Below are 13,145 nucleotides of genomic sequence, written 5' to 3' on the forward strand. Positions count from 1 at the left end.
TGTAAGTATCTTTTATTCTTTAATTTATCCTCTTTTTACAAAAAGTGCTAATGAAATAAAAAGAATATATTCGTATCAGAATGGATTTTTATTCATCTATTTTGTGTTTTTGCCCTGTAATTCTGTTGCAGGGTATTTTCTATGTGTTTTGGCAAGAAAATCCATCGTTTTAATAACAAATTCAAAATATTTGTATTCTTATTTAGACTAAATAGTTAATTTAGATTTGAAACATAGTTAAAAAAAAAATTAAACACTGGTTCATAAATATTTATTTAATAATTTTGTAACATAAAATTTACAAAATGGGAATTATTTTAAAGCCTATAGATGTTGTAGATGATATTTCTAAAGAGGAATTCTTCGAAAAATATCTAAAGCCAAGAAGGCCCGTTGTCATCAAAAATATGGCAAAAAAGTGGCCTGCTTACCAAAAATGGACGATGGAATATATGAAGGAGGTTGTAGGAGATGTGGAGGTCCCTTTATATGACAGCTCAAAAGCAGATCCCTCTGCTCCCATCAATTCTTCTGCAGCTAAAATGAAATTCGGAGATTATATAGATCTTATTCAAAGAGAGCCTACTGATCTTAGAATTTTCCTTTTTGATCCTATAAAATATGCCCCTAAACTTCTGGAAGATTACATTTCCCCTAAAGAACTCATGGGAGGTTTCCTTGATAAGTATCCCAATATGTTCTTCGGTGGAAAAGGTTCTGTAACCTTCTTACATTTCGATATAGACATGGCGCACATTTTCCATACTCACTTCAATGGAAGAAAGCATATTCTTCTTTTTGATTATAAATGGAAAGAAAGATTGTATCAGATTCCTTATGCAACTTATGCTTTGGAAGATTATGATATCGAAAATCCTGATTTCACGAAGTTCCCGGCACTGGATGGTGTAGAAGGTATTGAATGTTTCCTTGAGCATGGAGATACCCTATTTATGCCGACAGGATGGTGGCACTGGATGAAGTATTTGGACGGCTCATTCTCTATCTCACTAAGAGCATGGGATAAGTCATGGGCTGTGAAAGCACATTCATTATGGAATCTAACTGTACAGCGAAAGTTTGATGACATTATGAAGTCTAATTTCAAAAATAAATACATGGACTGGAAAGAGAAAGTAGCTATCAAGAGGGCAGAAATTGCTTTGAAAAGAGGTTTACCAAAATAAAAAAACGCTTCGTTTGAAGCGTTTTTTTTATTTTGGTATAATTATTTTTTAATGATTTTGTAGCTTTTTACAGCCTCCCGGTCTTTCACTTTCAGAAGATAATTTCCAGGAGATAATTCACTTACATTTACCGTTCCATTCTCTGAGTTCATATTTTCTTTTTTGAGCAATTTACCCGTAAGATCATAGATGCTTATCTCGGATATTTGACTCTTGTTTTTGATATTCAGAATATCTTCAACAGGGTTAGGATAGATGGATGCATTACGTTTATCTTTATCTACCTCTGAAACCGAAAGGTTATTTCCTGAAATTACGAAATCATCTATTCCAATAAACCAGATATCTGTTGTGCTTGAATAGAAAGCAATATAAATGGTCTGCCCAACAAAAGGAGTCAAATCGTAGGTATACTCTTTCCACGTATTGGGAGGTGTTACAGCGGCAGCTAATGTATTGGTAAAGGCTGCAGCCGTAGGAGTAGTTGTGGATATTTTAACATCAATATCTTCTGCAATGCTAACACCTCTGTTTCTAGCCCAGAAAGTCAGCTTATCCGAAACCCCTGTCGTCACTACAATAGCGGGACTTATGGCATAATCATCATGAGCCACATCACTGTCATATTCCAATCCCAGAAAATGAGATCCGGAATGAGGGGTGCTAATAGATCCATAGGAAGTCCATGTTTTCCATGTTCCCGAATCTCCCCCGTTAATTATTGTCCAATCTGCCGGCATTGTATCCGAATCAAAACTTTGAGAATACTGTGCAGACATACTTAAGGGCATCAATAAGCCCATCATAAAAAATTGATAAATCTTTTTCATAACAATTGTTTTATTTCTAATTTAATAAAAAAATAACAAAAATCAATGAAAACCAACATGAATTAACCACAAAATATAAATACGTGTTAATTATTCTATTAAATCAAAATTCTGAAAAATCTTGTTAATAATAATGTTCTGAAAAAAGAATAGTATCTGAACCTTTTCCCAGGAAGAAAAAGAGATTTACCAAGATCTATTAACCAAAACGTTCCTTCTGAAACGTATTTTTAATTTACAATCTATTTATCAATCATTTACAACACCCTATACACAGGATACTGTCTGAAGGTTTTATCTTCGAAATAAGGTGAATGTCTGTAGATCCAATCCAACTGAGTCTCTCCGCTCTCTGACAGTTTTTTATCCGATGCCTTAGCTGCTTCGAAGGCTTCTTTCAGCTTTTTATCGTTTTTCAGAAGCTCTGCTGCTGTATCTTCAAAGATATAAGCGGAATAATATTCTTTTTGCGCTAAGATTCCATCGAAAAAATTCCAGTTAAAAAAAGAGTCTAATGCCTCAGGTTCAAGAGTTTCTATAATATACTTTACCCCAGGTTGGTCTGTGGAAACCACATAATCTCCGGCTGAGAAGGTCAGATTTTTGCGGGAAGTATCTACTGTGGTTTCAAAATGTACATAATGTCCTTCGTAAGGATTCTTTACGGTTTTAAAGTCTTTGATCTTATAAGATTCTACAGCAATGGTACTATCTTTCAGAATCGGCTTTATTTGAATTTGGTTTCTTTTAAATTCTTCAATTACTCTGTATTGTGACTGAGGAATTATATAGTATTTAGGAATCGTGATATATCCCGTGGGAACTGCTGTTGTAAAAAGTTTTATATTCTTGGTAAAAGGCTTATTTCGATCATAATACAATCTTGGTTTCCCGGAAATTTCACTTGGTTTATATTTGCCTTCATAGCCTTTAAAATCCATGGTTGTGTATTGGGTAGAGTCTATTTTCCAGCGGATTCCGTATTGTTTTCCTGCCTGATATTGTTTAAGATTTTCGAGGCGAAGCTGTTTTATTTTCTGATAGTCTTTATCTAGATTCTGTAGATTTACCAACATGTATTTGTAAGTAGCATCTACTCTTTTATCATAAGGTTTCAGCATATGGGTTTCAGGAACTGTTCCCAAAGAATTGAACAAGGTAGTGTACCCAGTGGAATATCTTGGGGAATCTTCAAAAGAAGCAAAACCAACTTCGGGAATATCACCATGAATGTTAACATAAGGAGTACTTTCATATCCTAATTTCTTCATGTCCTCAAGGTTTTTAGTCTGATAGTCATTATAAAAATAAGCTCCTAATGTATTTCCTAAACGCTCTTTAAAAGTTGAGATATAGGTAAAAGTATATTGATAATCTGCTCCATTACTGACATGGTTATCTATGAAAACATCTGGTTTCAGCCATTGATAGATCTCTTGAAAACTTCTTGCATTTTTAGAATCGGCTTTGATAAAATCCCTGTTTAGATCGTAATTTCTTGCATTTCCTCTGAACCCGTATTGTTCAGGCCCATTCTGATTGGCTCTGGAATGGGATCCTCTGTTCAGCATACCACTGATATTATAAGCAGAAATAGCAGCAATAATGAAATTCTGAGGTGTTTTAATTTTCTTTGTTGCCAAATCTCTCATCAGCATCATCGTAGCATCAATACCATCGGGCTCTCCTGGATGAATTCCGTTGTTGACAAAGAGAATGGCTTTATCTTTTCTCAGTTTTTCAACATTTTTTTCAGGAAAAGGATTGTAAACCACTACATAAATGGGCTTTCCATTGTCATCTTCTCCTTTTTTAAGGTACTGAATGGTATTAAAATTTTTGGCTAAATCCTGATAATAGGCATTCATTTCGTCATAAGTAACGGTTTGGTTACCATTTCCTTTTTCAAAAGGAGTCTGAAATGTTTTTTGGCCAAATAGCAATGAAGAGCTTAGAGTAAGCAGCAGGTATTTCAGTTTCATTATTGACATAATTTTCGGATTTAAAATTAGTCAATATGATCCTGCCAAAAAAACAAAAAATGAATCAATACCTTATTTTTCCTGCTTTCTGTTCAAGAATAAGGTGATTTTTAAAGATTCCTTGCCTTGATTTCTTTATTCACCATTTTCAAATTTGTCAGTAAAGGTCTCATTGTTATTGGCATTGCTAAAAATGGAATGCAGGTTGCGTAAGGAAACCCTTTACTTCCTTTCATCGTAATAATGGTAACAAATGCTACTATTGCTAACAAAAACATAATTCCAAAGCCAATAGCAAGCCCTTTTAGTGTATTTCTTTTTTTAAGCAGCTGCTCATTGGTTAATTCCTGGAACATATTATCTTTCATGAAATTTAATTTCCACAAATATAACTGGTTTCAGGGATATTAAATACTATAAAGAAGAGTGGAAAATTCACTAAGTTTGAAAAGTGAGTACAATGCAATAGAATGAGTACTTACTCCTAAAATTATACAGCCTTATTCATGAAGACAGAGCTTATCAATGCGTTACAAATATTGAAAGAATGGATTTCAAAAAACGAAGCTATTCTTGAAACATCTCAATGGAAAGATGGCCAGCAGATTGTAGAATCAGAACTATTAAAGTTTACTATTCAAACTCTTTCCCGCGAAGAAATAGAAGAAATAAAAGCTTTTACCCAATATTTACTCCCTGAATCCTATTATCACTTTTTATCTGAAATCGGAAGCGGTCAGTTTTTAATAGGTGAATATTTACCCTGTTTTGAACTTTACAATTTAGCGGAACTAAAAGAATATAACGCTCATGTACAACAGGAAATTGAAGATGCAGAAATAAACGATCAATTTATCATGATCGGTTTACATTGCTCTATGGGCGACTGGATGGGATTCTGCACAACGAGAAAGGATGAGAGAAACTATGATGTCTTTTGTCATGAATATCCTATTGATGAATATACAGAGGTTTCGGATGAATTGAATTCATGGCGAACTTTTGAAGAATGGGTTATCAAAGCTGTTGAAACGAAAGGAAAAGAAACGTTGTAGAATGTATATAGGAACTACCATAAAAGGAAGACCGGATCAATTTATTATCTTGGAAAAAGGAGATTTGGCAGAAGACTGTTCTTCGTTAATGAAAGAGAAGAATATTTACAATCTTATTGTTTCAGGGAAACAAATTGATGAAAACATACTGACTAACAGCACATTCTATGAGGTATTCAGCGAAATTAAAATATTGCATATAAAAGATACAGCATTCAATACAAGCGAGGAACTTTATCAATTTAAAAATGTTACACGACTAGAAATCAAAAACTGTAAATTCAAAGGAAAGGAAACAATAGATTGGGCTCAATTGAAGCATCTGGAGGAACTCTTTACAGGTTATTCCAAACGTTTTCAGAATTTATTTAATCATCCTTCACTCAAAACGCTGTTTATTGAAAAGTTTGAAGAAGCAGGATTTGAGTTTCCTGTTAATCATCAGCTGGAAACGCTTTCGATTGAAAAAAGTAAGGAATGCGTTTGGGCTTCATTACCTAATTTAAAAGGGATAAAAGCACTCTATTTAGTGGATATTCCTTCGGTTGTGGATATTAGCTGGATTACTGAGTTTTCACATTTAACGGATATTGATTTTACTTCCTGTAAAAACATGGAAAATGTAGTGGAAAATATATCTGAAGTCCTCACTTTAGAAACGATTTTCTTAGCGTATTTGGGAGATTTTAATTCATTATCCTCTTTGAAAAACCTTTTACATTTGCGGGAGTTGACCATAGAAAACTGTGGTAAGCTGATGGATAAAAAGAATGTAGCATTTTTAAATAAGATACCTGATTTGGAGTTCAGTATTGACATGAAAAACTGTGTAATGAGTAATGACAATTAAAGTAGTCATACAATCCTGTATATCACCTGCTTAACATATCTCCATTTCTTCCTTTTTCATCAGGATATAATGAGGGAAGCAGATCGCTCTGCCAGAATTCATTGGTATTAATATCCATGATGGATAGAGCTCCTGTAAAGGCTGCCCCGGTATCCATATTCCAGATATTGGCTTTATTGGTTGGGACTTTACTTCCAATATACAGTGTTGGAGTATGCCCGATAAATATTTCCTTGTAAAGAAGCAGTCTTTTAGGATAAAGTACAGAGTGTTTTTCCAGTTTTTTATCCATAGCCACAGCAGTTTCCCACAGGGTTCTGTCCCAACGGTAATTGCTGGAATATACTTCTTTTTCCGGGCCATGCATGGAAGAATATTCGGCATGAATGAACAAACGATTCTGATCATCAACGTGATAGCTTTTCATACGCTGGAAAAACTCAAGATGTACTTCCTGATCTTCCGGAGAATAACTCTCATAACTGTCTACCGTACTTTTTCCGCCATTAGAAAGCCAGACACCCGGCCCTTGTCCGCGGGCTAGCCAGTCTTCACACCAAACATCATGATTTCCTTTGATAAAAATACATTCGTTTTTTTCGGAAAGTTCTATTAAAGACTGAATAACCTGAGAAGACTCGCTCCAGCCATCTACATAATCTCCAAGAAAAATTAATCTGTCATTCGGGGTAACCTCAGCTCTTTCCAGTATCTGCTGCAATGCCTTAGCTCCGCCGTGAATATCTCCTATTACTAATGTTCTGTTCATTTCATGCTTTAGTTGGTGAAAAGATAAGCCATTATCTTTACATAATGGCTCTGTTTTACTTCAATACTGTTGTTTTTTTTATTACTTTGAAATGTATTTCGGATCTACAAACTCTGTAAGCCATACTCCGTTGGCAGATTGATAAAATTCAATGCCATCTTCAAACATTTTTCCTGTTCTGATGGTTAGAATTATAGGTTTTCCGTGTCTCATTCCTACTTTTGTAGCGGTCTCTTTATCAGCACTTAAATGTACATGCTGACGGGTTCTTCTTTCAATTCCTTTTTCTAGAATGGAAGAAATATTGGCTTCTGCCGTACCATGATACAAGAAATCAGGAGGCTGTACAGCTTTCAAGGCTAAATCTATATCAATAGAATGTCCCTGACTTGCTCTGATTTTGGTTTTATCATCATTAAAGGCAAATCTTTTTTTATTATTGGTTTCTACGACCTCATCTAATTCTTCAAAAGAAAAATATACTCTTTTTTTCGCTGATTTTGTTCTCAGCTCTTCTACATCTGCCCAGCCGTTTTCATCTAGTTTTAATCCGATAGTCTCGGGTTGATGCCTCAAAATGAGGCTTAAAAATTTACTTATTCTTTTTGTTTCTATTTCGTTCATTGGTTTTTGTTTTAATTAAGCATTATAAAATTCCGGGGAAAATGTTACTATAAACCCTGTTGTTTTGGTGATCTCATCCGCATATTGATCAAAATAATAGATCTCTGGTGATATTGCAAGTGTTACAAATGATTTTTTATATAAATAAACCCATAACCCAGCTTCTGCTGGCCCTCTTCCTTTTAACATATTTTGAATTTCTATTCCATTGATCTTATTCAGAGGTATTAATAAAGTTCTCTTTTGATCTGAAAATCCCAACAGGCTATTTTGATTATCTATCCAAAGTAAGGGCTGATCCTTTAAAATATTCAAAACTTCATCCGGTGTATGAAATGCATAATCCGGAGAATAATGAACATTACAGTTTTCTATTTCCAACGCTTTATTGATTTCAATTCTTCCTTTATATTTCTTCAGAGGAAAATTCGAAATATCATTCTCTGGATCTGACTTGGAAAATATATCGGAAATTATTTTTAGGAAAGACTTCATTGATTTATTGAGTATTTATTACTTAGCTTTTCGCATAGTTTTTCGATATCATCTTTTCGCACCAGTTCATCAACCCATTGCTGCGGAATATTTTCAAATCCATAATAGATTCCTGCCAACCCTCCTGTAATCGCTGCAGTAGTATCTGTATCTTCGCCCAGATTTACGGCCTTCAATACTGCTTCAGAATAGCTTTCTGAGTTTAAAAAGCACCATAGAGAGGCTTCCAGGCTATGGAGAACATAACCACTTCCCCTTATTTCATCTTCTGGATAACCTGAAATATCATTTTTTAAAACTCTATGAAAGAGTTCAACTTCATTTAGGCTAAACCATTGTTTTTCTGAATATTCCAGGGCTACCTTTTGTATATGCGTATATGCTTCCGTTTTATTTTTTCCTTTTATTAGCTGAATCGCAAAAATCACATAGATAAAACATGAAAAAACAGATCGGAAGTGTCCATGAGTAATCGTGGAGACTTCCTTTACCGTTTGATAAATTTTTTCAATATTTTCTTCATCTTTTAAATAAAATGCTAGCGGAAGAATTCTCATCAAAGATCCGTTCCCATTATCTTCTTCAAAAATACTTCCTGAAAATCTGGCACTCTCTCCTTTAATCAGTCTTGTAATAGCTTCTCTTGTAGTTACTCCAATATCGAAAAGTCTTCCGTGAGCAGTCCAGTGGCCATATCTCACCCATTTTACAAAGCTTTGCCCTATCTTTTCCAGATTATAGCCTTTTGTAAGTACCTCAGCAAGGCAGAGCGTTAGAGAGCTATCATCACTCCACGTTCCTTTGGGTTGACTATGTGATCCAAATTCCTGCATTTCTGTAACAGGAAACTTTTTCAGATAATCTCTATCTTTAAATTCTACAGGAACTCCAAGGGCATCACCAATGCATACTCCCATTATTCCTGCCTTTACTTTATTTTCCATCAGGCAAGATTTACCAGTTTATCAAATAAAAGTTTCATCCCTTGTGTGGCGGTTTCTTTCATCACTACTGCTCTCTGTCCGTATCCAAAACCTGTTTCATTAGGATTGATAACAATTAAAAGACAGCCATCTTTAATGTTATGGATTAATCCAGCCGCAGGATATACCTGTAAAGAGGTTCCTATCACCACCAAAATATCTGAATCTTTTACCATTTCTCTGGCATCCTGATATAAAGGAACATCTTCCCCAAACCAAACTATAAATGGCCTTAATTGAGCACCATCTTCTGCTTTATCTCCTATCTTAATGTCATCTTTTTGCTCATAAACCAATCTTTTATTATTACATGAGCATGATTTGAACAATTCTCCATGGATATGAAGGATTTTTGAAGAGCCTGCTCTTTCATGCAGATCATCGATATTCTGGGTAATGATCTGAACATCGAAATATTTTTCCAGTTCTGCCACCAGTTTGTGGGCTTCATTAGGTTCTACTTCATGAAGCTGCCTTCTTCTCTGGTTGTAAAATTCCAATACCAAAGCTCTGTCTTTCCTCCATCCTTCCGGACTGGCCACATCGGTTACATTATGATTTTCCCAAAGACCATCTCCGTCTCTGAAAGTTTGTATTCCGCTTTCGGCACTGATTCCTGCTCCGCTTAATATGGTTAGTTTTTTCATTGGTTTTAAATTTTTGCTTTGTACACAGTGTTTTTTAGCCACGAATATAATTGATTCTAAAGGGGAGATTTTAAAAGCCTTTTATAAATGTCTTCATTCTCTTCATCAAAACAGACAAAAATAACTTTCTCTATGCTATCCGACTCAAATTTTTTTATTTCATTGACCGCAATTTTCGCAGCCAATTCTTTTGGAAATTTATAGATTCCTGTACTGATATTTGGGAAAGCAATGATTTTAACGTCAATGTTTTCCGCCAACTTTAAAGAGTTTCTATAACAATCAGACAAAAGTCGAACACATTTTTCTTCATCTCCATTCCAGACTGGGCCTACCGTATGAATGACATATTTTGCAGGAAGATTTCCCGCTGTTGTCACTACTGCTTCTCCTGTATTGCATTTACCCTGTCTGTTTCTGATCGTCCTACATTCCTCCAGGATTTGCGATCCTCCTGCCCGATGAATAGCTCCATCTACACCTCCGCCTCCCAATAAGGAAGAATTGGCAGCATTGACAATAGCATCTGCTTGAATCTTTGTGATATCTCCTTTTATTATTTCAATTTTCATATTTCTTCAAGGTATTTGAATCAGGATCAAGTATTTTAAAGGAAATTACTTTAAATTCAATTTCTCATTCAGAATTTCATCCTCAAATAACAACGGTTTCTCTTCTGGAGTGACAAGTTGATCTAAGTCATCATTCAATACAAATTGGTATTGTTCCTTGACAAAATCTGAAATATTTTCAATTAAAATAATATCTTCTTTCGCAAAAGAATGGGTGAACTCATTCCTCAAACCAATTTGTATGGCTCTCCTTTCCAATTTATTTCCAAAAGGGTCATGATCCGGATCCCACTGAAGTCTCACAGAGGATTCTTTTACCTGATTCTGCCACTCCTCTCTGGATATGCCAAGATTATCATTATAGGTAGAAACTACTGCATTTTCAAGATATCTTTTGAAGGCATTCAGCTTTAAATGTATTGCCAATACATATTCTTGTCCTTCTTTTGTTCCCCAACCATTACGGTACATCATCCAAAGAAAATTGGGTTTTATCCATGTCATTCTTTCCAGACTGAATCCACCACCAAAATATTGATTTTTAACGGCAAATTCGCCTATTCCCCTTTTATAAGACTGGTAAACCACTATTTTATCATCGTCATATTGCGCCATGATATGATGTCCTTTTTGAGGCCATTCCTGAAGCTGGTCTTTATATTTTTTTACTTTAAGTTTCATTGTATTTCTTCAAATGGTTTCAGCATCTCTTCTTTCTTTGACAACACTGCAAAAACCACTCTTTTAAACTTGTTCTTATATTTTCCCTGGAGATATTTTTTGAACAAACCGGCAATTTCTTTTGGATCATTTTTGAATACTCCGCAGCCCCAGGCTCCTAAAATAAGGGTTTCATTTCCCTGATGTAAAGCGAGTGCAAGCATCTTATCTGTCCTGATATCCATTGCTCCTAATATCTCTTTTTCTCTTTGAGGCTCCTGTCTCTTGACTACTCCAGCATTCACAGCTGGAGAAGTAATGAAATTACACATGACAGGTTTTTCCAGCAATTCTCCTTTATCTTTTCTGAAAACAGGAACTTTAGGGCTGTAAATCATCGTATCTGTATAAAAGCAAGAGACCATACTGCGGTGTAATGTGTAATAATCTTCTGCCATTAACAGGCTTTCATATAATCCTGAAGTTCTTGCAAGGCTTTCTTCCTGAGCTTCAGCTCCATTGATAAATCCACCACCAGGATTTTTGGCTGAGGCAAAATTGAGGCACATTACCTTATCCTGATCTTCTTCTTTCACTAATTCTAAAATAGCTTTTAGTGAACTGCAACGCCAAGTTTCAAATTGAGTTTCAAAATGTACTTCCGGCATTGGGCCGGTAGCCAGTTCGGAAAGTTGTTCCGGAGTGAAAAGCAAAGTTTCCTTTTTACTGGTTTCCAGCTCTTTTGCTATATCTATTTTTTCGTTTTCTGTATTTATATAATATTTTCTGGCCAGGATATCTAATGTATCTTTTGCCATTCCTTTATTTGTCATGATTGTTTTTTGTTTTTGGCCACGGATTTATTAGTTTATTTATCATTTAAAAACTCATCATAATCCTGCATTCGTGGCATTATTCATTTAATTCTTTTTAGCCCACGAATGCAGGAATGTTTTTACAATCCTAGGGAATTCGTGGCGTTTGTTTTTAAAGTCTTTACCAGACTTTCTATTTCAGTATGAGAGGATCCTTTAAAATCGTTTCCTACATATACTTTGATAACCTTTATATTTCCAATAATGGCTTGGTTGAATGTCTCCAACTCTTCTGATGGCACCCACAATTCATTATGATTTCTTGCTCCTACATTCTGTGCCGGATAGTGGTTAGCAACTTCTTCAGAAACATCAAAACATGTTACAAAACCAAGATAGTTTCCAAATTCATCTCTGGTATTCCATTTCTCAGCAATTTCTGAAGCATAGTCTTCATCCAAAACCGGATAAAAGATGGGCTGCCATTCCAGTCTTGGAGGAAATTTTTTATATCCATTCTCAACAATGAGCATCATTTCCTTTTCTCCTACCGGTCTGTAAAGTTTTATTGTTTTCATTTTTAAAATCTTAATTTGATCCTATCCTGCGAGCAATTTCGTTAGATAGCGGATATATTTTTTCTACAGGTAATAGTTTTTTTGCTTTATCATATTCCCCCTGCTTGGTAAGATTTAAAATCTTTTTAACCAATGGTGAATAGTCTTCTATTTTTACAATCCAATCTTCATTAAATTCTTCAATCAGAAATCGACTGATTCCTACCTGAATGGAACGATATTCCAGCTTGTTACCTTTGATATTTCTTTCGGGATCCCATTGTACGTATACTTTGGCTTTTTCAAACTCCTCTTCCCATATTCCGGGCTTAGGATATACCCTTTTCTCAGGAGAAGTTAAAATTGCCAGTTCCAGAGCTTTTTCCCATGCTTCTCTTTTGATGTGAATCGCAAGAGTACATTCCTGATTGGATTTCTGCCCGTAATTACTTCGCTCCATCATCCATAAAAAAGAAGGCTTAATCCAGGTCATTCTGCTAAATGAAAAAGGAGCACTAAATTTCTGATTTTCTACCGCAGCTTTTGCAATGGACTTGTTATAAGCCTGATATACAACAATCGTATCACGGGTATAATCTGCTCTTATTTCAAATTCTTTCATCACTTATTAATCAAAATCATACACATATACCTCAATATTATTTTCAAGCAAGGTTTTTCCGATGATTGGTTCTATTTGTTCCCACTTTCCTCCGGCTAGTCCACATCCGATTCTTGGCATATGAACACTTGCATTGAGTTTTAAAGCTTCATGGGCAAGTGTTTCCAGGCCTTTTTCTATGGCTTCATATCGAACAGGAACTCCGTTGCTTCCTGTTTTCATTCCTTTTTGCCCGATCATATTGGCTACATACACATATTTTTCAACCTGCACGATTTGAATTTCACCCAGAGCAAAATTATTTTCACTTCTGAAGCGATGCCAGTTTCTGTACTCTTTTTCCGGTTCTTTCCATCTTTTAGAAATCGCCAGTACAAAGCCTTTTCCCCAGCCTCCCAGATCATTACAGATATGGGCAATGATCTTTACTCCTTTTGCCTGTGGAACAGTAGCGTCTCCTTTTAAATAGTGTATCGTTTTCATTGTGATCTATTCTT

At 35.2% G+C, this 13,145-nt stretch carries 17 protein-coding genes; 3 read left to right on the forward strand and 14 right to left on the reverse strand.

Annotated elements, in window-relative coordinates:
- Positions 1-305 precede the first annotated feature (305 nt).
- A complete protein-coding gene (locus GTR01_RS17510) occupies positions 306-1,187 on the forward strand; it encodes a cupin-like domain-containing protein (protein ID WP_160139061.1) in 882 nt (293 codons plus the stop codon).
- 41 nt (positions 1,188-1,228) lie between these two features.
- Here the strand turns inward: GTR01_RS17510 and GTR01_RS17515 are convergent, their stop codons facing one another.
- From GTR01_RS17515 to GTR01_RS17525, 3 genes are all read right to left on the reverse strand, one after another.
- Positions 1,229-2,017, reverse strand: coding sequence for a T9SS-dependent choice-of-anchor J family protein (locus GTR01_RS17515; protein WP_160139062.1), 789 nt, complete (start codon positions 2,015-2,017; stop codon positions 1,229-1,231).
- Between the two features lie 257 nt (positions 2,018-2,274).
- Positions 2,275-3,999, reverse strand: coding sequence for a hypothetical protein (locus tag GTR01_RS17520; protein ID WP_160139110.1), 1,725 nt, complete (start codon positions 3,997-3,999; stop codon positions 2,275-2,277).
- A 110-nt stretch (positions 4,000-4,109) separates the two neighbouring features.
- A complete protein-coding gene (locus GTR01_RS17525) occupies positions 4,110-4,367 on the reverse strand; it encodes a hypothetical protein (RefSeq protein ID WP_160139063.1) in 258 nt (85 codons plus the stop codon).
- Between the two features lie 138 nt (positions 4,368-4,505).
- Between GTR01_RS17525 and GTR01_RS17530 the strand changes: the two genes are divergently transcribed.
- Together GTR01_RS17530 and GTR01_RS17535 are read left to right on the forward strand one after the other, a co-directional pair.
- A complete protein-coding gene (locus GTR01_RS17530) occupies positions 4,506-5,054 on the forward strand; it encodes an SMI1/KNR4 family protein (protein WP_160139064.1) in 549 nt (182 codons plus the stop codon).
- A gap of 1 nt (position 5,055) precedes the next feature.
- Entirely contained in the window at positions 5,056-5,904 is an 849-nt protein-coding gene (locus GTR01_RS17535; RefSeq protein ID WP_160139065.1) for a hypothetical protein, read from the forward strand.
- A 22-nt stretch (positions 5,905-5,926) separates the two neighbouring features.
- On the opposite strand, the gene GTR01_RS17540 is transcribed toward GTR01_RS17535, so the two are convergent.
- The 11 genes from GTR01_RS17540 to GTR01_RS17590 form a co-directional block, all read right to left on the reverse strand.
- On the reverse strand, positions 5,927-6,673 hold the full coding sequence (locus GTR01_RS17540) for a metallophosphoesterase (protein WP_160139066.1): 747 nt from the start codon (positions 6,671-6,673) through the stop codon (positions 5,927-5,929).
- Positions 6,674-6,754: 81 nt separating this feature from the next.
- Positions 6,755-7,297: an RNA 2'-phosphotransferase gene (locus tag GTR01_RS17545; protein ID WP_160139067.1), complete on the reverse strand. Its 543-nt coding sequence runs from the start codon at positions 7,295-7,297 to the stop codon at positions 6,755-6,757.
- 15 nt (positions 7,298-7,312) lie between these two features.
- Positions 7,313-7,792, reverse strand: coding sequence for a hypothetical protein (locus tag GTR01_RS17550; RefSeq protein ID WP_160139068.1), 480 nt, complete (start codon positions 7,790-7,792; stop codon positions 7,313-7,315).
- Positions 7,789-8,736 carry an ADP-ribosylglycohydrolase family protein gene (locus GTR01_RS17555; protein WP_160139069.1) on the reverse strand — a complete coding sequence of 316 codons (948 nt, stop codon included), beginning with the start codon at positions 8,734-8,736 and terminating at the stop codon, positions 7,789-7,791. Before GTR01_RS17555 ends, GTR01_RS17550 begins: the two co-directional genes overlap by 4 nt.
- Entirely contained in the window at positions 8,736-9,422 is a 687-nt protein-coding gene (locus tag GTR01_RS17560; RefSeq protein WP_160139070.1) for an SIR2 family NAD-dependent protein deacylase, read from the reverse strand. The genes GTR01_RS17555 and GTR01_RS17560 overlap by 1 nt, the downstream gene beginning before the upstream one ends.
- Before the next feature lie 56 nt (positions 9,423-9,478).
- Entirely contained in the window at positions 9,479-9,994 is a 516-nt protein-coding gene (locus tag GTR01_RS17565; protein ID WP_160139071.1) for an O-acetyl-ADP-ribose deacetylase, read from the reverse strand.
- Between the two features lie 45 nt (positions 9,995-10,039).
- Positions 10,040-10,675: a DUF4291 domain-containing protein gene (locus GTR01_RS17570; protein ID WP_160139072.1), complete on the reverse strand. Its 636-nt coding sequence runs from the start codon at positions 10,673-10,675 to the stop codon at positions 10,040-10,042.
- Complete coding sequence (locus GTR01_RS17575; RefSeq protein ID WP_160139073.1) at positions 10,672-11,487, reverse strand: TIGR02452 family protein; 816 nt, start codon at positions 11,485-11,487, stop codon at positions 10,672-10,674. The genes GTR01_RS17570 and GTR01_RS17575 overlap by 4 nt, the downstream gene beginning before the upstream one ends.
- A 122-nt stretch (positions 11,488-11,609) precedes the next feature.
- A complete protein-coding gene (locus GTR01_RS17580) occupies positions 11,610-12,047 on the reverse strand; it encodes an ADP-ribosylation/crystallin J1 (RefSeq protein WP_160139074.1) in 438 nt (145 codons plus the stop codon).
- 10 nt (positions 12,048-12,057) lie between these two features.
- Entirely contained in the window at positions 12,058-12,648 is a 591-nt protein-coding gene (locus GTR01_RS17585) for a DUF4291 domain-containing protein (RefSeq protein ID WP_228452273.1), read from the reverse strand.
- A gap of 6 nt (positions 12,649-12,654) precedes the next feature.
- Positions 12,655-13,131 carry a macro domain-containing protein gene (locus GTR01_RS17590; RefSeq protein WP_160139076.1) on the reverse strand — a complete coding sequence of 159 codons (477 nt, stop codon included), beginning with the start codon at positions 13,129-13,131 and terminating at the stop codon, positions 12,655-12,657.
- Between the last annotated feature and the right edge of the window lie 14 nt (positions 13,132-13,145).

The sequence above is a fragment of the Chryseobacterium sp. c4a genome (genome assembly GCF_009900745.1).
Lineage (GTDB): Bacteria > Bacteroidota > Bacteroidia > Flavobacteriales > Weeksellaceae > Chryseobacterium.

What these genes read in the sequence shown, in the direction of transcription:
- GTR01_RS17555 (WP_160139069.1), bottom strand. Translation starts at nt 8,736, where the DNA reads ATGGAAAATAAAGTAAAGGCAGGAATAATGGGAGTATGCATTGGTGAT.
- GTR01_RS17580 (WP_160139074.1), bottom strand. Translation starts at nt 12,047, where the DNA reads ATGAAAACAATAAAACTTTACAGACCGGTAGGAGAAAAGGAAATGATG.
- GTR01_RS17570 (WP_160139072.1), bottom strand. Translation starts at nt 10,675, where the DNA reads ATGAAACTTAAAGTAAAAAAATATAAAGACCAGCTTCAGGAATGGCCT.
- GTR01_RS17560 (WP_160139070.1), bottom strand. Translation starts at nt 9,422, where the DNA reads ATGAAAAAACTAACCATATTAAGCGGAGCAGGAATCAGTGCCGAAAGC.
- GTR01_RS17545 (WP_160139067.1), bottom strand. Translation starts at nt 7,297, where the DNA reads ATGAACGAAATAGAAACAAAAAGAATAAGTAAATTTTTAAGCCTCATT.
- GTR01_RS17565 (WP_160139071.1), bottom strand. Translation starts at nt 9,994, where the DNA reads ATGAAAATTGAAATAATAAAAGGAGATATCACAAAGATTCAAGCAGAT.
- GTR01_RS17550 (WP_160139068.1), bottom strand. Translation starts at nt 7,792, where the DNA reads ATGAAGTCTTTCCTAAAAATAATTTCCGATATATTTTCCAAGTCAGAT.
- GTR01_RS17585 (WP_228452273.1), bottom strand. Translation starts at nt 12,648, where the DNA reads ATGAAAGAATTTGAAATAAGAGCAGATTATACCCGTGATACGATTGTT.
- GTR01_RS17575 (WP_160139073.1), bottom strand. Translation starts at nt 11,487, where the DNA reads ATGACAAATAAAGGAATGGCAAAAGATACATTAGATATCCTGGCCAGA.
- GTR01_RS17535 (WP_160139065.1), top strand. Translation starts at nt 5,056, where the DNA reads ATGTATATAGGAACTACCATAAAAGGAAGACCGGATCAATTTATTATC.
- GTR01_RS17515 (WP_160139062.1), bottom strand. Translation starts at nt 2,017, where the DNA reads ATGAAAAAGATTTATCAATTTTTTATGATGGGCTTATTGATGCCCTTA.
- GTR01_RS17530 (WP_160139064.1), top strand. Translation starts at nt 4,506, where the DNA reads ATGAAGACAGAGCTTATCAATGCGTTACAAATATTGAAAGAATGGATT.
- GTR01_RS17525 (WP_160139063.1), bottom strand. Translation starts at nt 4,367, where the DNA reads ATGAAAGATAATATGTTCCAGGAATTAACCAATGAGCAGCTGCTTAAA.
- GTR01_RS17590 (WP_160139076.1), bottom strand. Translation starts at nt 13,131, where the DNA reads ATGAAAACGATACACTATTTAAAAGGAGACGCTACTGTTCCACAGGCA.
- GTR01_RS17540 (WP_160139066.1), bottom strand. Translation starts at nt 6,673, where the DNA reads ATGAACAGAACATTAGTAATAGGAGATATTCACGGCGGAGCTAAGGCA.
- GTR01_RS17510 (WP_160139061.1), top strand. Translation starts at nt 306, where the DNA reads ATGGGAATTATTTTAAAGCCTATAGATGTTGTAGATGATATTTCTAAA.
- GTR01_RS17520 (WP_160139110.1), bottom strand. Translation starts at nt 3,999, where the DNA reads ATGAAACTGAAATACCTGCTGCTTACTCTAAGCTCTTCATTGCTATTT.